Source organism: Zhongshania antarctica, from assembly GCF_014202945.1.
In the GTDB taxonomy this organism is placed as follows: domain Bacteria; phylum Pseudomonadota; class Gammaproteobacteria; order Pseudomonadales; family Spongiibacteraceae; genus Spongiibacter; species Spongiibacter antarcticus.
Map to the genome: position 1 here is coordinate 73,636 of NZ_JACHHW010000005.1, position 21,610 is coordinate 95,245.

17 protein-coding genes and 1 tRNA gene are annotated in these 21,610 nt (G+C 51.4%); 7 read left to right on the forward strand and 11 right to left on the reverse strand.

Going from position 1 to position 21,610, the window contains the following annotated elements:
• Nucleotides 1-17: 17 nt before the first annotated feature.
• The 3 genes from hisA to hisB are packed head-to-tail and all read right to left on the reverse strand — an operon-like array spanning nucleotide 18 to nucleotide 2,041.
• Nucleotides 18-755, reverse strand: a complete 738-nt coding sequence (gene hisA / locus HNQ57_RS09610) for a 1-(5-phosphoribosyl)-5-[(5-phosphoribosylamino)methylideneamino]imidazole-4-carboxamide isomerase (RefSeq protein WP_062382741.1) — start codon at nucleotides 753-755, stop codon at nucleotides 18-20.
• 15 nt (nucleotides 756-770) lie between these two features.
• On the reverse strand, nucleotides 771-1,436 hold the full coding sequence (hisH, locus tag HNQ57_RS09615) for an imidazole glycerol phosphate synthase subunit HisH (protein ID WP_184462509.1): 666 nt from the start codon (nucleotides 1,434-1,436) through the stop codon (nucleotides 771-773).
• Nucleotides 1,437-1,447: 11 nt separating this feature from the next.
• Nucleotides 1,448-2,041 (reverse strand): imidazoleglycerol-phosphate dehydratase HisB, encoded by a 594-nt coding sequence (gene hisB / locus HNQ57_RS09620; protein ID WP_184462510.1) that lies wholly within the window; start codon nucleotides 2,039-2,041, stop codon nucleotides 1,448-1,450.
• A gap of 81 nt (nucleotides 2,042-2,122) precedes the next feature.
• Between hisB and HNQ57_RS09625 the strand changes: the two genes are divergently transcribed.
• The 4 genes from HNQ57_RS09625 (at nucleotide 2,123) to HNQ57_RS09640 (ending at nucleotide 4,019) form a co-directional block, all read left to right on the forward strand.
• Nucleotides 2,123-2,521 (forward strand): acetyl-CoA sensor PanZ family protein, encoded by a 399-nt coding sequence (locus HNQ57_RS09625; protein WP_184462511.1) that lies wholly within the window; start codon nucleotides 2,123-2,125, stop codon nucleotides 2,519-2,521.
• Entirely contained in the window at nucleotides 2,518-3,591 is a 1,074-nt protein-coding gene (mutY, locus tag HNQ57_RS09630) for an A/G-specific adenine glycosylase (RefSeq protein WP_184462512.1), read from the forward strand. The genes HNQ57_RS09625 and mutY overlap by 4 nt, the downstream gene beginning before the upstream one ends.
• Nucleotides 3,588-3,860, forward strand: coding sequence for an oxidative damage protection protein (locus HNQ57_RS09635; RefSeq protein WP_184462513.1), 273 nt, complete (start codon nucleotides 3,588-3,590; stop codon nucleotides 3,858-3,860). The genes mutY and HNQ57_RS09635 overlap by 4 nt, the downstream gene beginning before the upstream one ends.
• 83 nt (nucleotides 3,861-3,943) lie before the next feature.
• Nucleotides 3,944-4,019, forward strand: a tRNA-Phe gene (locus HNQ57_RS09640).
• A gap of 149 nt (nucleotides 4,020-4,168) precedes the next feature.
• On the opposite strand, the gene HNQ57_RS09645 is transcribed toward HNQ57_RS09640, so the two are convergent.
• Nucleotides 4,169-5,749 carry an alpha/beta hydrolase family protein gene (locus HNQ57_RS09645; protein ID WP_184462514.1) on the reverse strand — a complete coding sequence of 527 codons (1,581 nt, stop codon included), beginning with the start codon at nucleotides 5,747-5,749 and terminating at the stop codon, nucleotides 4,169-4,171.
• Nucleotides 5,750-6,435: 686 nt separating this feature from the next.
• Between HNQ57_RS09645 and HNQ57_RS09650 the strand changes: the two genes are divergently transcribed.
• From HNQ57_RS09650 to HNQ57_RS09660, 3 genes are all read left to right on the forward strand, one after another.
• On the forward strand, nucleotides 6,436-8,826 hold the full coding sequence (locus HNQ57_RS09650) for a neutral/alkaline non-lysosomal ceramidase N-terminal domain-containing protein (RefSeq protein ID WP_184462515.1): 2,391 nt from the start codon (nucleotides 6,436-6,438) through the stop codon (nucleotides 8,824-8,826).
• 531 nt (nucleotides 8,827-9,357) lie between these two features.
• Nucleotides 9,358-9,600 carry a hypothetical protein gene (locus tag HNQ57_RS09655; RefSeq protein ID WP_184462516.1) on the forward strand — a complete coding sequence of 81 codons (243 nt, stop codon included), beginning with the start codon at nucleotides 9,358-9,360 and terminating at the stop codon, nucleotides 9,598-9,600.
• 112 nt (nucleotides 9,601-9,712) lie between these two features.
• Nucleotides 9,713-11,098 (forward strand): alkaline phosphatase family protein, encoded by a 1,386-nt coding sequence (locus tag HNQ57_RS09660; protein WP_184462517.1) that lies wholly within the window; start codon nucleotides 9,713-9,715, stop codon nucleotides 11,096-11,098.
• A gap of 112 nt (nucleotides 11,099-11,210) precedes the next feature.
• On the opposite strand, the gene HNQ57_RS09665 is transcribed toward HNQ57_RS09660, so the two are convergent.
• From HNQ57_RS09665 to fba, 7 genes are all read right to left on the reverse strand, one after another.
• Nucleotides 11,211-12,611, reverse strand: coding sequence for a di-heme oxidoreductase family protein (locus HNQ57_RS09665; RefSeq protein ID WP_184462518.1), 1,401 nt, complete (start codon nucleotides 12,609-12,611; stop codon nucleotides 11,211-11,213).
• Nucleotides 12,608-13,912 carry an imelysin family protein gene (locus tag HNQ57_RS09670; RefSeq protein ID WP_184462519.1) on the reverse strand — a complete coding sequence of 435 codons (1,305 nt, stop codon included), beginning with the start codon at nucleotides 13,910-13,912 and terminating at the stop codon, nucleotides 12,608-12,610. Before HNQ57_RS09670 ends, HNQ57_RS09665 begins: the two co-directional genes overlap by 4 nt.
• A gap of 299 nt (nucleotides 13,913-14,211) precedes the next feature.
• Nucleotides 14,212-16,410, reverse strand: coding sequence for a hybrid sensor histidine kinase/response regulator (locus HNQ57_RS09675; RefSeq protein ID WP_184462520.1), 2,199 nt, complete (start codon nucleotides 16,408-16,410; stop codon nucleotides 14,212-14,214).
• Nucleotides 16,411-16,416: 6 nt separating this feature from the next.
• Nucleotides 16,417-17,520 carry an FIST signal transduction protein gene (locus HNQ57_RS09680; RefSeq protein WP_184462521.1) on the reverse strand — a complete coding sequence of 368 codons (1,104 nt, stop codon included), beginning with the start codon at nucleotides 17,518-17,520 and terminating at the stop codon, nucleotides 16,417-16,419.
• A gap of 398 nt (nucleotides 17,521-17,918) precedes the next feature.
• Nucleotides 17,919-19,775 carry a PKD domain-containing protein gene (locus tag HNQ57_RS09685; protein WP_184462522.1) on the reverse strand — a complete coding sequence of 619 codons (1,857 nt, stop codon included), beginning with the start codon at nucleotides 19,773-19,775 and terminating at the stop codon, nucleotides 17,919-17,921.
• A 154-nt stretch (nucleotides 19,776-19,929) separates the two neighbouring features.
• Nucleotides 19,930-20,349 carry a hypothetical protein gene (locus HNQ57_RS09690; RefSeq protein ID WP_184462523.1) on the reverse strand — a complete coding sequence of 140 codons (420 nt, stop codon included), beginning with the start codon at nucleotides 20,347-20,349 and terminating at the stop codon, nucleotides 19,930-19,932.
• Nucleotides 20,350-20,508: 159 nt separating this feature from the next.
• A complete protein-coding gene (fba, locus tag HNQ57_RS09695) occupies nucleotides 20,509-21,573 on the reverse strand; it encodes a class II fructose-bisphosphate aldolase (protein ID WP_184462524.1) in 1,065 nt (354 codons plus the stop codon).
• Between the last annotated feature and the right edge of the window lie 37 nt (nucleotides 21,574-21,610).

Here is a 21,610-nt window from a genome sequence, read left to right on the forward strand (position 1 = left end):
TGCTGTCCTGTTCGGGTCTATTTAGCCTTGCCGTCGCAATAGCTTTGGGCTTCGCGCAAGTCGAGTTGGCCTTCGTAAATCGCGCGGCCAGTGATCGCGCCGAGAATACCGGCATCCGCCACCGCTTGCAGCGCGCGGATATCATCCATATTCGTCACGCCGCCAGAGGCGATCACTGGTAAACCTGAGGCCTTGGCCATCGCAACAGTCGCGTCAATGTTCACGCCCTGCATCATGCCGTCGCGGGCGATGTCGGTATAAACAATAGAGTCGACGCCATCTTGCTCAAAGCGCTTTGCCAGTTCAGTGGCAAGCAAGGTCGAAACTTCTGCCCAACCATCAGTGGCGACCAAGCCGTCTTTGGCATCTAGGCCGACAATCACTGAACCAGGAAACGCCTTACACGCCTCTGCAACAAACTTAGGCTCTTTAACGGCCTTGGTGCCGATAATCACGTAATTCACACCGGCATCCAAATACTGCTCGATGGTATGCAAAGAGCGAATACCACCGCCAATTTGAATCGGCAAATTCGGGTAGGCCTTAGCAATGGCGCTAACCGCCTCGCCATTCATGGGCTTGCCTTCAAAGGCGCCATTAAGATCGACCAAATGCAGACGACGGCAGCCTTCTTTCACCCAGCGCGCAGCCATTTCAACGGGATCGCTACCGTAAACAGTTGCATCATCCATTTCGCCCTGACGCAGGCGCACGCAATGGCCGTCTTTTAAATCAATCGCGGGAATAATCAGCATAGTGAAACCTTAATATTAGTCAGTCACTGGGAAGAAGGCCGCAGGGCGATCCCAGTTCAAAAAATTGCTCAGTAAACGTAGGCCCATATCACCGCTTTTTTCAGGGTGAAACTGCACGGCAAATACATTTTCGCAGGCCAGTGCCGCGTGTACTTGCACGCCATAATCACAGCTACCCGCCACAAATTCTGGCGCATCGACGTAATAGCTATGCACAAAATAAAAGCGGCTGGCGTCGGGAATACCCGCCCACAACGGGTGTTCAATGGCCTGAACGACATTATTCCAGCCCATGTGCGGGACTTTAAGGCGGCCGCCGGTGCTGTCGCGCAGATCGCTACCAAAGAACTTAACCGCGCCCGGCAATACATCTAGGCATTCAACGCCACCATTCTCTTCGCTGTTTTCAAGTAAAGCCTGCATGCCCAAGCAAATACCCAGCAATGGCTTTTGCGCCGCCACTTCCTGAATCACTTCGTCTAAGCCACGGGATTTCAGCTCTGCCATGCAATCGCGAATCGCGCCGACCCCGGGGAAAATCACCCGATCAGCGCTTAAAATTGTTTCGGGGCAATCGGTGACCATGACCTTAACGCCATCGCCAACCTTCTCGAGGGCACTGGCCACCGAGTGCAAATTACCCATGCCGTAATCGATTACGGCAACGGAAGACTTACTCATATCGAAAAATCCTAAAGACTACCTTTGGTAGAAGGCGTAATACCCGCCATCCGCTCGTCGGCCTGCAAGGCCATGCGCAAGGCGCGGCCAAAGGCTTTAAACACGGTTTCGGCCTGATGGTGAGTGTTTTTACCGCGCAGGTTATCGATATGCAGCGTTACTTTGGCGTGATTCACAAAGCCGTGGAAAAACTCAGAGAACAGATCCACGTCAAAGCCACCCACACTGCCACGGGTGTAAGGCACATGGTATTCAAGTCCCGCGCGACCAGAGAAGTCGATCACTACTCGCGACAAAGCCTCGTCCAGCGGCACATAGGCGTGACCGTAGCGGTTAATGCCTTTTTTGTCGCCAACTGCCTCGGCAAAAGCCTGGCCCATGGTGATGCCAATGTCTTCAACGGTGTGATGAGCGTCAATATGTAAATCACCAACCGCGTGAACGTCTAGATCAATTAGACCGTGACGGGCGATTTGGTCCATCATATGATCAAGAAACGGCACACCCGTTTCAAAATGGGATTTACCAGTACCATCTAGATTGACGGTCACAGTAATCTGCGTCTCTAGGGTATTACGGCTGATCGTAGCTTTGCGCTCGTTCATCGACGCCTCATCGGTTATTTGCTTACAATGAGGTATTATAAAAAATCCCGAACCGTATTACACCAAGCAGAAGCGTCATAAATGCCCGTATACGCAGAAATCATCACTAAACCAGACCCGCAAGACAGCAATGATCTGGAAATCCTCTACCCCGGCACCAGCACCAAGCTGGTGGCGCAGGCGGCAGCAGGCAAAATAATCCTCTTTGGCGGCCGCTTTAATGGTCGCCTATTGTCGGCCTGCACTCTTACGCCGATATATGACGGAGATTATCAATTAGCCCAACTCTCGGTGCGCGAAGTTACCCGCCGACGAGGGGTCGCACGGCAATTAATCATTCAGGCCATGAAACAACTGCCCGATGACCTGCAGTCAATTTCCGCTGATTTACAGCACGCGCCGGAACTCATCAATCTGTTTTCAGAGCTGGGTTTCACCGCCACCCACAACTTTTGGCAGTGGCAACGCCCAACAGCATGAGCAAACAGCTGTTTAGCGAGCAATTGCTGCAATGGTTTGATATTGCCGGCCGCAAAGACCTGCCCTGGCAACAAGACATCAGCCCCTATCGGGTCTGGGTCTCAGAAATCATGCTGCAACAAACCCAGGTCAGCACCGTAATTCCTTATTACCTGAGGTTTATGGCGCGCTTCCCCGACATTGTCAGCCTTGCGCTCGCGCCTAATGATGAGGTCCTCGCGCTGTGGACGGGACTGGGTTACTACGCCCGCGCACGCAACCTGCACAAAGCCGCCAAAGTGATTTGTGAAGACTTTGGCGGGGTCTTTCCCAGCGACCCAGAGACCATCCAAACATTACCCGGTATTGGCCGCTCAACCGCCGCCGCAATCTACTCTATCGCCATTGGCGGCCGCGCGCCGATCCTCGATGGCAATGTAAAACGGGTACTCAGTCGCTATGCCGCCATCGATGGCTGGCCGGGAGTCAAAGATGTAGAAAGCCAATTGTGGCTACTCGCCGAAGACCTCACCCCCCAAAATCGCGTTGCCGATTATACCCAAGCGATCATGGATCTCGGCGCCACGCTCTGCACCCGCAGCAAGCCCAAATGCCCTGAGTGCCCAGTGCAATCTGGCTGCGCAGCCTACGCCGCAAGCACCCAGACCAATTACCCCGGCAAAAAACCAAAGAAAGTAACACCAGTCCGCGAGGTTCACCTGCTCATTATCGAAAACCCTGCAGGCGAAATTCTACTAGAACAACGCCCCAGCAGCGGCATTTGGGGGGGGCTGTGGAGCCTGCCCGAAGCTATCGACTTTGACGCTGCCGCCCATTACCTCGACAACACCCTCAATGCCAAAGGCCAAACCCAGGCCTGGCCAATTATGCGCCACACCTTTAGCCATTTTCATCTTGATATCACCCCGCTGCACGTCAAACTCAAGGCCGATATCAGCACGACCATGGAACCCCGCGAGATGCTCTGGTATAAGGGGCACAGCAATCAGCAAGTCGGCTTGGCGGCACCCGTCAAAAAACTGCTCGACGCCGTATTCAGCCAAGATTTACTAAGGAAACACAGCGCATGACCCGCACCGTATTCTGCAAAAAATATCAGCAAGACCTCGAAGGCCTCGACAAAGCGCCTTACCCCGGCCCAAAAGGCCAAGACATCTTCGAGAACGTCTCTAAAAAAGCCTGGGAAGAATGGCATGCCCACCAAACCATGCTCATTAACGAAAAGCACCTGAGCATGATGGACCCAGCCTCGCGTAAATTCCTTCAGGCCGAGATGGAAAAGTTCTTCTCCGGTGAAGAATACGAGAAAGCGGAAGGCTACGTACCCCCCAGCGAATAAGTCATTGTTTTTGGGGCTTGACTCGCAGATTAGGAACGGGTTTAATACGCGCCTTCTGAGAAGCAGCCAAAGCTCTCAAATATGCCCAGATAGCTCAGTCGGTAGAGCAGAGGATTGAAAATCCTCGTGTCGGCGGTTCGATTCCGTCTCTGGGCACCACTATTTTCCTGTTCAAAATCAACAATTTACTACCAATCGCAATCGGCTATACCCAATTAACGGGGGATGGCACTCATCAAACCCTGTTTATAAGCCCATCCCACCCAGCAATCAAAACATCGAACGAGATATTTAAGTATCCGTTTGAGTCACAAACAACCCGCACGAATATTGTCACAACGCTGGGTATTGCCTGAGCGGTCAGAGTAATCTCGTGCCGACAAATAGCGGAAACTCATTTTAATTGCCCCCTGAGGGCCCGCATCATCGATCAAGCGCTGATCTGCATCCTCATAACCTAGCTCGTCAGGCAATTTCAGCCAACGGTCAAACCACGCAACGCTGTAGTGCACAATTGCGGGTGCACCCCAACCATCCTCACAACCCCCGCTCGCCGGCTCAGGACACCAACTAGTTGATGGAAAGGTGGGGATGAGTGAGTAATCAAAATGCGTCGTGCCTTGAAACGTTAATGAATAAAACGGAATACCCTCTTGCTGCCACAACAACATGGCGAGGTTATGGCTCTCTGGATCAGGCGGGGAAGTGTAAAGCAGCGGTGCAAAACCATAGTCTGCACTGAAACTTAACGCAGGCACACGCGGACCGAACGCAGGCAAATCGCCGCCGGTCAAAGCCGACGACAACACGCCGTTCAACGGATCAGGGCCACCAATATTTGTCAGTGGCGCAAGCCCCTCTCCATCGGGTGTAACGAAACTATCCCAAGCGACCGCCACTTTCACAGGGTTTTCAATGTCAAGCTGCCCCGGCCAAGACTCCGCATCACGAGCACCGTAACCCTGCACGACAGAGACCCCAATGGCACCGGCCGAATGCCCTGCGATACCCAGGCGCTCTGAATCTTGATAATTCCAGAAGGGGTTAAAGTCGGTAACCGTCGTAGGATAGGTCCCTTTACAGGTGATGTTGTGAGGGTAGGGTGTACTAGGTGACGAACGAAAGAAGTCGATTGCATCAACTTGTCCTTCCCAGAACACGGCCAAGTTGGCATTACTACCCTGCTGACCATTTGGCGCTTGCTGATCTGAACGCCCTTGACCACGAGGGTCAAACGTTAAAACCACGTAACCGGCCCGCACCAACGGCTGCACCACAAACCAGTACGCGGCCTGCGGAGCTTGCACAGAGCCGTTAGTAATAACGATATTCGGTAGTTTGGCGTTTTCAGCAATATTCCTAGGCCGCCAGACTTGGCCACTTAAACGGGCACACTCGCGATCATAAAAGACCACCGGTACCACCTCGGCTTCGTCGGCATAAAATGGCGCGCCGTTTGCTCCCGTCGCGGCGGGATAACGAAAAGGATCAGCTGCACACTGCAGCCCCCCAGTAGTGCACAGCGGCAGCAACGCGGTATTAGCTGATTGAGGGCTCAACCAACTCGGATCGGAAACGCTGCGCGCCACCCATTCTTGGGTATTGGACAATGACTGTTCAGTAAAACGCTGCAAAAATACCGGATCGGCCTGTTCAAGCAGCGCTTCTGACGTTTTTGCAAAATTAGCCAGCTCACATTGAGTCCATTCCGCGCTCGGATACTCCGCAAGATCACAACTCCGGTCTAAATTCTGAGGTAGCGTAGCGACCGGAGCTGACGAGTCAGTACCTGTAGTCCGCTGCGGTGTCGATGAACCCGAGCGGCAAGCAACGAGGGCAAGGAGCGCTAACGCAAATATCACAGCAATTTTTAGTTTTGGCCTACTCACTACTCTCACATGACTATCTCAATTATTAAATTTTAAAAAGCCCTCAAGACTTCTCCAATTTCTTAAGTATCGCATACATCAAATCAGCTCATACGCGGCAAAGTCTACTTTTCCTCTATCAACGGCGCCAGTAATACCTAAGCGCTCCCAATTTAGCGTGGCAACAACTTTCGTTGCCAGATTTGAGTTTTGAACGACAACTACCACGCCAAATTCTCTGCCGCTCCGAGATAATGCTAAACGGCGGGTAAGCCCCGTTACGCGCAATACAATTGGTTAAACTTGGGTTGTTATACCCAACATTTCTGCAACTTGTTCACGCTTCAAATAGTCAGGCATAGCGAATTACTCCTAGCAAGTAGTTAAGCTAAACTAACGGTGGGCGAAAGAGGAACGGGGATGTGACAATACACCCGACAGCAGCGACGATGAACCCAAACTTAAAGAACGAAGAACGAACACTGCGCCCCGAATTAATACGAAGCCGCGACGTAGCCGCTAATGCGGCGCGTTAATGCCCGAATGCAGTGCATTCGCGCACCGCAAATAACAACCGGCAGAGACTTCTACCAGCCCTGCCGGTATTATTGACAAAGCGTCGCCCTATAATCATTACAATCGGCGACACATTATAAAAACCTGCCGTTCACAAACCTGCTAATTCAGGTAGAGAAAGAGACACCATCATGACCCGCCGCTTTCATACCGCCTTTGCCTTCTCTTTACTGTTAATACTGAGCGCCTGCACCCCCAGCCCAAATCAAGGCAGCGCCATTAGCAATACTAGCGGCGGCGCCGCCATTCCTGCCGAAGCTCAATGCTTAGCCAAAAGCCCATGGCTGGAATATGGCGAAGGTTTACAGGCTTCATCAGCTAGCAGTATTCCTACTGCAGCGGCCAATAGTGGCGTTAACTCCGTTCCGGCCTGCGACGGCAACAGCAACTTTTTATTTGGGGCTGCTAAGGCAGATATTACCGGCCCTGCCGGCGGCAAAATCCATATGGGCAACGAAAGCCCAGAAAACTACTCGGCTGGCATTTATATGCGCCAATACGCACGTAGTTTTGTGGTGGTCTCGCCCTGCAATAACAAACGTGTGGTGCTCGCAATTACCGACACTGGCATGTTGTTTGAGTCGGTTCGCAAAGCGGTACTTGACCTTATTGCTGCCGATCCTGAGTTAGCCCCGCTCTACAACCAAGAAAACATCATGATGAATGCGACCCACACGCATTCCACCCCTGGCGGCCAAGCTCACTTCACTGCCTTTAACGCCTTGCGTTTTGGTCATGACACACAAACTTTCGACATCACCGTAGCCGGTCTCTTTAAATCCATAAAAGACGCACATCAAAACCTTTTGACTAATCCCGACAGTGGCCAGATCCTTTTGAATCAGGGCGAACTGACTGGCGCCAATAAAAATCGTGCTATTCCGGCTTATATGCAAAACAGCGACGTCGAACGTGCGCTATATCTAGACAAAGATGGCAATGACGTTGATACCCCTCGTCTTATGACCTTGCTGAAATTCGTACAAAACGATGGCTATGAAATTGGAAGCATGAACTGGTTTGGCGTACACCCGACCTCCGATGCTATTTCTAGCTACGGCCTTGGCGCTATTCCTATCAGCGGTGACAACAAAGGTTATGCGGCTTACCTGTTTGAGCGTTTTAAAACAGCGCAAAACCCTAACTTTGTGTCGGCCTTTATGCAGGCTGAAGAAGGTGACTCGTTCACCCAAATGTGGTTTGACGACGATCAAAAACGTGCCGAACAAGATGCCGTATTGCCGCCCAACGAACCTAATGCGGTAACCGTCGCTAACGGTCAGAAACAACTTCTGAAAGCGCTCACACTTTACGCCAATGCAAGTGACGCCATTAACGGCCCCGTGGACTACCGTTTTGGCTATGTGCAAATGGACCAAGTCGAAGTTACCGACCAAGTGGTGCTTGAATCCTTGATTCACCCGGCCGAATTAGATGCCACGCCTAAGCGCACCTGCAACCCCGCTATGGGCGTGTCCTTTCCTGCGGCAGGTCACGGGGCACAGCCGGGTGAACAAGGCCAATTTACCGAAGCGGGCATTACCTGCTCTGACCCTGATGCGGCTCAGCTTGCCGCCGACGAATTTCGCGCCCTCACCAATGGCAATGTGCCCGCAAGTTTATTTGCCGCTACGGTTGGCTGTAATGCCGGTGTAGGGCCTGATTTATTGAACCTGAGCTGCCATGCCGAAAAACCAATTTTATTGATTTTTGGGCCGCCCTTAAATGCGTCAGCCACCGTCGTGCCGTTTCAATTATTCCGTATTGGTAATTTGGCCATTGTCGGCTTGCCTTGGGAAATAACCACCATGGCGGGTAGACGTATACGCCAAACCTTAATTGACGTTTTAAAAACCGATGGCGTTGATTACGTGGTGATTAATGGCCTCAGCAACGACTACGTCAGCTACCTCACCACGCGTGAAGAATATGCGCTGCAAATGTACGAATCGGCATCTAATCAGTTTGGCCCTTGGTCTTTAGCTGCGGTGCAACAAGAAACTCGTCGCTTGGCTTTAGATATGGTTAATGCGACCAGCACCGCTGCTGGCCCCACTCCGCCTGTAACTTCACCACAACTTTATCAAGTACAACCCAGCCAAGGCACCGACCAGCCCAATGGCAACGCCTTTGGTGATGCGCTATTACAACCGAATGAAAGCTACCAACCAGGTGACACCGTGCGTGTCGACTTCCAATCATCTGGCCCTAATAGCGACTTAAAAACCGATAGCAGTTTCTTATTTGTTGAACATAAAACGGCAACCGACAGCTGGGAAATTATTTACCGCGATGCCGACCCAGAGACTACTTACAACTGGCGTCCTGATAACCCAGCGCCTCAGTCCAGCCCGTCGTCATCACATATTGCAGAAATACTTTGGCGCATCCCACGCAACACCCAGCCCGGCACCTATCGCATTCGCTTTGAAGGCGTGGCTAACCAAGCGTTGTCACTAATGCCTTATGAAGGCAGTAGTAAGGAATTTGAAATTGCCGGGCCGGTCACCGACTGCCCTTAAGCGCGTTGCGTTAGCTTGTAGTTGTGCAGCCAAGCGTTGTAATTGGGTACGCTGGGCAAGTTATTAGGATGAAAACTCGGCCTATAATATTTGGCAATGCTCGGCAGCAGACGTAAAAAATCCCGCGGCGCAGGCCAAACATCCACACTAAACCTTGTGTGTGAAATTTCGCTGCAATTTGAAGCAATTATCGCTATTAATTGCAAGGTCGCATGCCCCTTCAAAGTTCGTAGGGGACAAGTCGCTCAATGACTTAAGGTGATAAGGACAGTTCAATTTCCGGAGCAATTGGCGAGTCAATTTAAGATGGAAATTAACAGATAATACTCTTCGCTATTACTTGCCGACCAATATAGCCTTACTTTTCAGGTTAGGATTGCACGGATAAGCGCGTTTATGATCTGCCGGCCTTTGTAAAAATCAGATTTTAGTGTAAATATTGTTAGGCGGCGCTGTTTTGTAACAGCGCAATAGTCATCGGCTTCCACACCCACCTTAAATGACAGCCATACACACAAGGATCTCGACCATATGGAAATGCTTTACTGTAGCCACTGCGAAAAAGAATTACCGTTTTTAGACGAGGTCGAATTTGGCATTATCTCACCCCTTCTGAGCGTTAACACGGCAACTCCGCCCAGTGCAGCTGATAATGGCGAGACTGCGCTTCTACAGCGTATACCCATAGATATTTTTGAAAGCATCACTGGTCATCGCCTGCTATGCAGGTCGGAAATACATCATCATCGACTTGCCGTTTACAGCGAGGAATGACCGGAATAGCGCCAAGTTGCAAAGTAAAAATCGCTATTGTTAATCCAGTCACACAAACGCAACAATCCTCAGATAGAATCTTCTGTTGTTTTTTGCCTTAAGAGCACTCGATATGGCTTTACGCCCTTCTTTTACGATACTTGCCTGCGCCGCGCTATTCATTAGCGCCTGCGGCGGCACATCAAGTACCACCACGCCTAAAGCAAGCGCGCCAGTCGTGGCGCAGTGCAATAACACCGAAAATTACAGCGAAGAAAATCCACCGCCTATTGAGCATGTCTTTGTAGTGGTACTGGAGAACAAAAGCTTTGACGAGATTTATGGCCCGGGCTCACCGGCAGTGTATTTACGCGAAACCTTAGTGCCCTCGGGCCAGCTACTAACGCATTTTTACGGCACCTCTCACGCGTCTACCGGCAATTACATTTCTATGATTGGTGGTCAGGCCCCGAATGCGGCGTCTCATGGCGACTGCGCGGTGTTTGCCCAGTGGACTGAGTTCAACCCCCTGCAACCCGTTTTGGAATATGGTCAAGCCAATGGCGTCGGCTGCGTTTACCCCGAGCGCTTCCCAACCTTAGTCGATGAGCTAGAGCTAAATAATGCGATTAACGGCAGCCAATATACGTGGCGCGGTTGGATGGAGGATATGGCACTGGAGCAAAGCGGACAAGTTCGCGCCCAAGGTCGTCCCGCCGACAATAGCTGCACTGGGCCAGCCTTAAACGACATAGACGGCACCAACGGCTCCGACACCACCGAGCAATACGCCGCGCGCCACAATCCGTTTTTGTTTTATCGCAGCATACTCGGCAACGCCGAAACGGCTGACGATTTTGCTCGCTGTGATCGCAATGTAGTAGACCTTCAGGTCGGATCGGCAATTCAAGGCGTTGCAGGCTTACAAACCGCACTGCTCAAACGTAATACCACACCCAACTACAATCTGATTGTGCCCGACAACTGCCATAACGGCCACGACAGTGGTCAACAGTGTACCGACACCAGCGGCGGCCCCGGTGGCTTGGCCGAAGCCGATCAGTTTTTACAAACCTGGATACCGCGAATAATGAATTCGCCTGCCTATAAAGAGGCAGGCATGATTGTGATTTTATTTGACGAGTCTAATTTTGGCACCGGCGGCGCTGAAGATTATGACGGCTGTTGCGGCATGGAACTGGACGGCGGCCTAAAACACCGAGGTGCCGACACCGGTCTCAATGGCCTGTTGGGACCCGGTGGCGGGCGTTTTGGCGCCGTGGTGTTATCGCCATTTACCAAAGCAAATACCGAAAACAGCACCCCCTATAACCACTATAGTTTTTTGCGAACTTTAGAGAATCTATTCGGCTTAGACAAGGTGCACATTGACCCCAACACCCCCGACACCGAAGCAGCCGTGCAAGCCAAGACCGCTGGCTATATTGGTTATGCTGGCCTGCCTACAGAAGAAGGTATGCACGCGTTTGGTAGCGATGTTTATAACTGCCAAAAATAGCAATACGCTGGACGGAAGACGCTAAGTCAAAAGCGCTAAAGATCAACCTTAAAACGTTTTTCTTTAGCGCTCCTCAGTTAGACAAGTGCATTGCGCCTGCCGTCACTCGTCTCTACAACGATTTCAAAAACCAAATTAATTTTTCGCGCTCTTCCTTAGAAAGCGAAGCCCACGCGTCTCGAGATACTTTAGCTTCGCCGCCGTGCCACATAATCGCTTCTTTAAAATTTCGCGCGCGGCCATCATGAAGAAAGCCAACGGCACTGCCACCAACTACCTTTGCTAAATGAATCCCCCAAAGCGGCGCCGTGCGCCACTCTCTACCTTGGGCGCTAAATTCATTCACACCGTCAGCCAATCCTTCGCCCATATCGTGTAATAACATATCGGTATACGGCCAGATTAGCTGCGCGCTTAATGATTGTCCGACGCCCTGCTCTGCAGTGCGCCATTGCGGACGATGACAAGCTGCGCAACCCAATTGGTGGAATAAGCGCTTCCCCGCCAAAACGTCTTCGCGGTCGTGCCATCGCCGGGCGGGAACCGCTAGATGCTGCGCGTAGAATATTAACGCAGTTTCCACGCTTTCACTTAACTCCGGATTTCCGGCCGATGGCAAGGCCAGACAGTCAGTTTGTGCCGCGCTGCATTGCGGATTTGGGTAAAGCCCAGAACTGATACCGATATCCTGACTAAACGCCAAAAGGCTTTGCTGACGTACAGTGGGTTGTCCGGCTTTCCAACCGAAGCGACCTATCACAATGGCCTGCGCCTCTTCACTCCAAACCCGATTTACTCGGCCAGAAATCCCGTCACCATCGCGATCATGACTATCTTCGCCTGCAGCTATATCCGCTTCGGCAATGCTCTCTAGCAGACCAAGCCCAATCATGGCAGGCGCCACGCGCAAGCTCAGCGCCGCACCATCTGCGAGTGGACCGTAATTCAATTGTGCCATGGTGATCTGTGGCTTGCGCAGACTCAGCGTCTCACCACCGGCCAATTGCAGCGACTGGTGGTGCCAATAAACTGCTGGCGCCGCCTCTGACGCGAGGCCCGGCAGTGCGCGGGTTTGAATTTGCGCGCCGTAAACAGGATCGGGTTCACCGCCGGCGATAGCGATGCGCAGCAATGACGAGTCGCCGAGTACTGCGCCGGGCGGATGACCACGACCATCGCGAATATGGCAGTCCTGACACGCAGCGGCATTAAACAGCGGCCCCAAACCGACGCGATTACTCCCCTTGGATAACGGAGGTAGCCACGGCGCTGTAAAAAACGCATTGCCCACCGCAAATAAGCTGCGCTGTTCAAAGGACAAATTCACCGCCGCTTGGGAGTAGGCATCGCGCGACAGCGACACGTCGGGATTTAATTTTTGAAACGTGGTCGCGCCGCCCGACAGTGCTTCATTTTTTTCTGGCTTACTAAAGTTAAGATCGCGAGAACACCCTGAAACGAAAACCACAAAGAAGATGACTGCAAACATCGATGGCACGAAAATAAATTTCATAGCGCTACCTGGGCGACACTCGCGGGACTGGTTAATGACAGGCCCAGTTCATTGCCCAATTTTTTTAGCAGACCCGCCTGTGCCTGCAATGCCATTATCGCACGCGTTAATAATTGATGACCCGCATCATTACCCGGCGCAATGAGTTGATCAATATACTGCTCGCCGCTATTGCCGGCGTCTAAAATTGCACGCATCGCCGCCTTGGTTTCGCTAAAGCCAGCGTCGATATCACGAGCCAATTCCGGATAATATTTACTCGCCAACGCTGCCAAAGAAGTCGATTGCAACCGAATACTGTTGCGTCCGTCGTAGCGACCATAATAAAAATTTTCAATTCCTAGCGCGTTATACCACAGCGAGTGGTGGGTATCGTCGCTAAAACAATCTTGCTCTTCCTCCGGTGAATTACTCATTAAGGCGACCTGCATACGCTCACCGGCAAGCTCCTCAGCAGACATTGCAAGCAAGCCAAACAATATTCTATTCAAGCCCTCATTAACATCGGCCTGCTGTAAGCGCGCACCCGCATTCCCATTGCCCGGCGCCCAATAGCCGCGCATATCGCGCAGCTGACTCAGAACATGCATACTTTGCGCTTGCAGAAACTCGCCGCGTTTACGACAAGGCGCTATTGTCGTTGCCAGGTGTTCGCCATTGCTGCACAGCGATGGGTCTTGCGAAAAATCAGTCCATGGCCGCTCACCCGCACCCGAGGCATAACCGTGTTTATCTTGCCCCCACAACATAAATTCTAATGCGTGATAGCCGGTGGCAATATTGCTTTCAATACCGCTAGCAGATTCGAGCATTTGCAATTGCTTATTAACGATATAATTTAGCGGCACCGAACGACCAGCAACAATAATGTGTTGCGCACCCATCAAATTCGCCCGGGCCCAATTGTTACTCGCCGACGCCTGATAATTCTCATCGACATAATCAATAAAACCTTCATCTAAGGGCCAGCTGTTAACCCCCTTCTCCCAGTCGTCGACAAACCAATTGCCGAAACGCAGCGCCTCCGACTGGGAATAGGGAACCCGCGCTTGACGCCAGGCCTGCCTCGCTTTGTCGAGGGACGTCTGCGAAGGAGATTTTTGTAAATCGCTTGCCGCAGCGTACAGTTCCTTGGCTGCCATATAGGCGTCGTCGTACACCGCATACGCTTGCTGGCGATATGCCGTCAATATTGCGCGTTTTTCATCCTCACTCGGCACTGGGCTGCACGCTGCGTTCAGTAACACCACAATTACAGCAAAAATAGAGCGCCAATGCGGCCAAGTTAAAATTGCGTTCACACGTTCCTCAGTACTATTTTCTTACGGTTTAGCGAATATGTTCGGGCGATCTCAGTTAACAAGCACAGGGTCAGGCGCAATTGTTCTTGCATTGTGCAGCATCAGCCGCCGATATTGCCTTGATATACTAAACCAATTTAACAGGTCTTCGCGTCGGCATGGCGCTAATGATGCCGACGTTTGCTTTTATATAATGTGGTGCGTGATTTTATCTGCTGCGATAAAAATCGAAGGGGGGACATGGCCTTTTCAGCCCAGCGCAAATGCTAGGCATTTCAAGCTTTCTCATTCAGCGACTGTTATTGCGTGTATTTACTGAGCATTTCAATTAGCTGATCCTTTCTAAACGGCTTCAATAAATAATCATTCATACCAGCTACTAGACAACGCTCACGATCACTCGCCAGCGCATTTGCGGTCATCGCAATAATGGGCAAATCGGCCAGCGCCGGATTAAGGCGAATATTTTCAGTCGCCACAATGCCATCCATTTCTGGCATTTGCATATCCATAAACACCAGATCAAATTGCTGCGCCTTCAAACACGACAAAGCCTCTAATCCATTTGCAGCAATGGTTGTTATACAGCCTATGCTTTCTAGCATGGTATTGATAACGTACTGGTTCACCTGGTTGTCTTCCACCAGCAAAACCCTGACATCAAAATCTACTGCCGACACCGCTTCTGTCACTGATGCCAGCGCGCGATGTTCGCTCGCATCAGCCCACTGCAGGGGCAGTAGCGCGGTAAATTCTGATCCTAGGCTCAGCTCACTTTTAACACTGAGGCTACCACCCATTAACTCGGCCAATTGGCGGCTAATCGTTAGCCCCAAACCACTGCCACCATAGCGCCGTGTAGTTGTACTGTCGGCTTGGGTAAATTTCTCAAACACTTTTGCAATATGCTCAGGACTCATACCAACACCGGAGTCTTGCACCACAAATCGAATTGGCCCGCCCTTATCGCCGTCGCAATGCAAAGACAAGGTCACAAAGCCCTCGCCAGTAAATTTCAGCGCGTTGCTAAGCAAGTTGTTCAGTATTTGTTTTAAACGGCCCTCGTCACCGTTCACATGTGCTGGCACATGACTGTCGCAATAGGCGGTAAGCTCGACGCCTTTTTCCGCAGCAAGGGCCTGAAAAGTGTCAACGGTGTCACGGATACAGGTATTTAAGTCAAATACCTTGCACTCAAGCTCGAGCTTGCCAGCCTCAATTCTGGAGAAGTCGAGGATATCGCTGATAACCGACAGCAAGGCCTGCGACGAGCGCTGCATGGTATCGAGGCGCTCGCGCTGCAAATCGTCAGCGGGAGACTCCCGCAGAATTTCCACCAAACTCATAATGCCGTTTAAAGGGGTGCGAATTTCATGGCTCATGGTGGCCAAAAATTCAGACTTCGCTAAATTGGCACTCACTGACTCGGCGTGGGCGTCACTTAATGATTGCTGATTCTGTTCCCGCTCAATTTCGCCGCCCAGCCAATGTGCCGCCAACTGCATGAGGTTCTTATGAATATCGGTGAACCGCGACACGGCTGACGAGGTATGACAAACCGTGCCAAATAGCTCGCCGTGTACGTAAATTGCGGCGCCAATATAACTCTCTACCCCCATGTGCTTACGGGCAGGGTGCTCTGCAAGGCCAGATTTACTTAAGTCGGGAATCAAACGCACCCGATTCGCCGATTCCACACACGCAGAACAGAGTGTGTTGTCGAATTTACTCACGGTGCCGGGCACCATTTTCGAGGCCGCTCCGGCGGTGAACAAGACCTTAATCATCTCCCCTTCAAGGGCGTTAATACGACCAAAATCGGTGCCGATAATATTATTCAGCAGAGCCAATAATTGCTGACACTTTTGCTCCAAGCTTAAATCAACTTGCCCCGATAAGCGGCTTAGTTTCTCTAATGCCAATTCGTAGGCCACTTGGTCGTTGAGATCGACTAACGTGCCAGCCATACGCAGCGGCGCCGCGCTCTCATCACGCTCAATGACCTTGCCACGCATTAGCACCCAGCTCGCTTCGCCGCTGGGCTTGCGGATATTTACCCGTGTTTCAAAAAGACTGTCGTCCGCACGAATATGGCTGAACATGCGCTTCTCAAGGGATTTAAAATCCTCATCGAGAATATTCGCCAACATAAACTCCGCCACACTTAGCCCGCAGTTAGCCGGGTAGGCAATAATGGCTTTGAACCCTGCATTACAATCAATAACGCCCTGCGGTATCTGCCATTCCCACAAGCCTAAATCTGCACTGTCTACCGCGTATTCATAAAACTCTCGAAGCCTCACTGTTTCGGCTCGCAGGGCTTCATTCGTCGCGCCCAACTCATCAGACATCAATGTTAGTGAGCGCTGACTGCGATCCGCCACAGAGTCATAATCGTCATACGCCGCCGCCACCAGCTCTAGCAGCTTCTCAATATCAACTGCGTCTCCAGTACTAGCGGCGCGCAATTGGCGCTGTAACAAACGGTGCCTAGACATAGCGATCTAGTCTTCCCAAATAGTGGTAATCGTCATAGTTTGATTATGCAGCTGGCAATTACCAGTAACGCCGTGAGGGGCAATTTCCCCATAAGAGTAAAAGCCCGTGATATTGGCCTCCGACGGCAGAACATCTTTCACCGCCTCAACTTCGTCGGCAACCATTTGCCCCATGAGTAATTTACGGCCAATACAGCTTACCAGTATGGCAAGGGTTTCTTTATGATCGCTACTTACCTGGGTCTGCTCTGCCGACTGTTCGGCGCCCCGGGCGAGCTGCGCGAAGCTAGCGCTCATTAACTTGGCGCTGTAGCCCTCTGGCACATCACCGGTAAAAATCAGGCTCTTACTCGCTTCGTCTACACCAACAATGGTGCGCACAACGTCTTGACTGGTCTGCCCCGGCGCCCAAATTGCCAAAGGGTATAACAGCGCACTCCTTGGCAAATTTGCCGCCTCGGCACCGAGATAATGCTTGTATAAATCCAGCGCAGGGGCGCCATCTAACTCGTAGAGTATATTCCCTTCAGAGCGGGTAATTCGGCGCGGCGGACCAAACACTTGCCAGCCGCCCATACTACCGCTACTGCAGTGCACACCGCTGCCATAAACCCCAAGGGCCAAAACCTGCAAAGCCCGCGGCGGGCCATCCAAACCCACATAGCTTTCGCCAAAGCCGGGACTGCCCCCAGCCAAGCCGCCCGTTAGCAATACGTCATCCGGTAGCACCTCAGCGAAACCGCGCACGAGCTCGCTACCGTTGACCTTTATACCATCGGATAACACAAACACCCATTTCAGGTCATCGCGCAGCAATTGGCTGGCAAGCTGAACGCCCGTATTATGATCTTCACCGGAACGTACCTTCGCACTGGCAATGCTGAACTCCGCTCGCTCAAAACGCAGCGCCACCCCAGAAATACTGCCATCCAATACTTCTGCATCATAAATCTCACCGCCACTGGAGCAGCCTATTTGACGAGCCTGCGGATAGCGTTCACGTAAAATTGCAGAGATATCATGATCACGAAGCGCGGTTGGGGCGGCAAAATAGATCACCAGCGCAGCATCAGACAATCCACTGTCACCGCGCCAGGACGTTTGCCACATGAACAACTCTGACTTCACTACCTAGCCCCTTATGTGGAATGTATTTATCGTCCATCGTAAACCGCCATTCAATATGACTGTATACGGTAATACCCATAACAACAAATTGGCGCGACGATAAATACCGCCCTCAGAAGGGCACAAAAAAAGGAGCCGCAGCTCCTTTTTAATGCAACCGTGGCCTCGTTTACATACCGGGAATCATCATAACCAGCAACGGGCCCGCTGGCAGCGTAGCGTTACAAGTTTGTACCGCGTCGATTTGGGCCGTTTAAAAAGGCAGACAGACCTCTCCTGCTTCTGCAGCAAAAGGCCAGCATGGGCTATCTGGCAATGCATCTGAACTACACGCGGCCACGTCATTGTCGCTCAAAAATTGCGCTAAGCATGCGTCAATCTCATTCGAGGCCCTGTGCGAACGGATCGCACAGCTGGCTGCCATTGTCGCCCAAATACGCTTGGCATTGGTCAAACAAAGCGCCCTGCAAAAATGCCGCGCAGGCTTGGGAATCTCCTGCGCAATCTTGCAGCCCCGCTAAATTTTCATTATTGACAATGTCGCCCACAAACGCGGCGCATTGTTCGGTTACGCCCTCGGCCGCCAAACTGGCGCAGAAATCATTGCCGCAGCTTTGCGCATCGAAACTGGTGGGCTGACAAGCACTAAAGGCTGCAGGCTTTGGTGTTACCGTAATCGTAACGCCATCGCTGTCACTTAAGTCAGCGTCGCTAATAACAAGGCTAAAAGTCAATGCAGTGACATCGTCCACGTCTGGCGCGGTAAAACTTGGCTGCACTGAATTTTGATTAGTTAAGGTAACGGTGGGACCGCCATCTTGACTCCAGGTATAGCTCAACTCATCACTGACATCTGGGTCGCTACTTGCGCTGCCGTCAAGGCGGACCACACTGCCGGACTCTACATTTTGATCTGGGCCAGCGTCAGCGACTGGCGGTTGATTGCTCTCGCCACCGGTTTCACCGCCGGTGCCCTCTTCCACCTTCACCAGTATCGATACCACTGCACTCGCGCTGGCGCCCTGATCGTCGCTAACCGTTAGCGTAAAATGCAGATTAACGCTCTCTGCTGGGCTTGGTGCAGTAAAACTCGCCACCGCCTGCCCGCCATTGACTATGCCCACTGGCTCACCGTCACCGGTTTGCAGCCAGCTATAGCTAATTTCGCCATCGGCGTCGCTGCTTGCGCTACCGTCTAAAATCACGGTGGCACCAGGACTCACAATCTGGTTATCACCTGCTACCGCAACCGGCTTTTGATTTATCGGCGCGCTGTCGTTGTCTAGCACCAGTACATTGACAATATCGCTACCCTGTCCGCCTTGATCATCGGTCACGGTAAAGCTGAAATACAATATAGTGTCGGCAACCACTTCTGGCGCCACAAAACTCGCCTCGACTTTGCCAGCATCAGTGATCTGCACGGGATTGCTTTTTGCTATGCCATTACGGTCAGTGTGCTGCCACTGCATGGCAATTATGCCACCCTCGTCATCGCCAGCGACGCCTGTCAGAACCACGGTTTCGCCTTCAACCAATGTTTGGTCGTCACCTGCCGACGCAACCGGCAAGCGATTAAGCGCAGCGCCCGAGGCGACCGCCGCTTCGGTTTCACTCAGCTCTTCGGTCGCCGCTGCAACGCTAACGATATTCGCCAGACCGCAGTTCGCACGCCCACGCGCCTGCTGCACCTCACAAATATACTTCACTGCAGGACTGTCTTCGCTCACAAATAAATCACTTACCGAAAATTGAATTTCGCTTGCGTATGTGGCTATCAACTGCGCCGCCTCTTCTGGAATGGCAATGCCATTAGCGGTATTGCGATCAACATCAAGGCTCTGCAAAAAACGCGCGGTATTAATAATAGCGGGGTATTTAGCGAGCACGTCATCGAAACTCATGCCCGCACTGTAATCGGCCCGCGCACCAGGGACTAAATCGAGTAGGGTTAGAATCGGCGCAGCTGCACTGCTGCCCACGCTCAAACCAGCAATACTAAAATTTACGATTTCCGCTTCACGATAAAGAAATCTGCCATCGATATCAGTAAAGCCACTATGGGTTCTCGTTGTCGCTTTAAGGCCCATCACCGGGCTGTCTATTAAACGACCACTACTGGCGTCGGCAAGCACTGTAGGGCTGTTGTTGGCCCGCCCAGATGATGAAGTAGAACTGCCACCACAGGCAGTGATAAAAACAGCCACGAGCAATATTGCCGGGGTCAAAATTCGCATAAAGAATCCTTACTTATTGTAAATATCGCCCGGCCACATGCGTGCGCCAAGAAATGAGTTCATGCTTTTAATTTAATAGAGAAGAATAACCGAGTTGACACTAACAGGAAAACCGATTGGGGTGGTAAATCACCCCATTTTACATTGCGGCGTATTAAACTTCCAAGCTACGCCAGTCTACTTTGAGTTCCTGCGCCCAGTTTTTAATGACTTTATCCACCTGTGGCGCGCGAGTTTTAGTCATTTCACCGGTTTTAGGGTTTTTAAAGCTCCGCAGTGGTCGTGGCGCCATTTTCTTACGAGCCTTTGCAGGCGCGGCGGCAGCACTGGTCTTTTTGATGCTTGGCGCGGCCTTTTTAACACCCGCTTTGCGGCCACGCTTTTTAGCTGGTGGGGTATCGGCGGCAGGTTCAACGGTTAATATAGCGACTAACTCTTCTGCACTTTGACCATATTTAGTCATGAGCGCCTGAAGCTCTGAGATGAATTTAAATTTTTGATCTAATGCTTTGTGCTCAGCTTGTAATTGCTTCTGCAGTTTTGCGATATCCATAAACACCTTTTCGATAAACATTAAAACACAAGGTCCAAACGGACCTTATTTTAACATACATAAAATAGGAATTTATAACGTAGAAATGCCGGAAATTATTAGCAATAAAAATAATATTTCGGGACGAGCAAGGAAGAAAACAATAAAGAGGGCAGCCAACTGGCTGCCCTCTAATACAGCTTATTTAATTTTTGGATTTAAACGGCCAGAGTCGTATTCCATATACATGGCTTCGAGACTCATGGGTTTAATTTTAGACGCATTACCCGCAGTGCCAAACGCTTCGTAACGAGCAATACAAATTGCCTTCATTTCTTTAATGGTTTCTTGCAAGTATTTGCGCGGATCAAATTCGCTAGGATTCTGCGCCAAGAAACGACGAATAGCGCCAGTGCTGGCCAAACGCAAATCAGTGTCGATATTGACTTTACGCACGCCGTACTTAATTCCTTCAGCAATTTGCTCTACCGGCACGCCGTAGGTCTCGGGAATTTCACCGCCAAACTCATTAATAATAGCCAACCAATCTTGGGGCACACTTGAGCTGCCGTGCATGACCAAATGGGTATCAGGAATACGTGCGTGGATCGCTTTTATACGATCAATTGCTAAAATATCGCCCGTGGGTGGACGGGTAAATTTATAGGCGCCGTGACTGGTGCCACAGGCAATGGCCAGCGCATCAACGCCAGTTTTAGCAACAAAGTCAGCGGCTTCTTCTGGGTCGGTTAGCATTTGATCGTGAGACAAAATACCCGCCGCGCCAACGCCATCTTCTTCACCAGCTTGCCCAGTTTCCAATGAGCCTAGGCAACCCAATTCGCCTTCAACTGACACGCCGCAGGCGTGAGCCATTTCGACTACGCGACGGGTAACGTCGACGTTGTAGTCATATTCAGCGGGGGTTTTACCGTCTTCAAGCAGCGAGCCGTCCATCATTACTGAGCTAAAGCCCAGCTGCATAGAGCGCTGGCAAATGGCGGGGCTGGTGCCGTGATCCTGATGCATAACCACCGGAATTTCGGGGAACTCTTCAATCGCCGCTAAAATCATATGGCGCAGAAAGGGCGCACCAGCATACTTACGCGCACCAGCAGAGGCCTGCATGATGACGGGGCTATTGGTTTCACGCGCCGCTTCCATAATCGCGCGGGTTTGCTCTAAGTTATTTACATTGAACGCCGGAACGCCGTAACCGTATTCGGCAGCGTGGTCCAGCATTTGGCGTAGACTGATAAGTGCCATGGTAATTTCCTTTAAAGTTTCTAATTGTTTGCTAGAT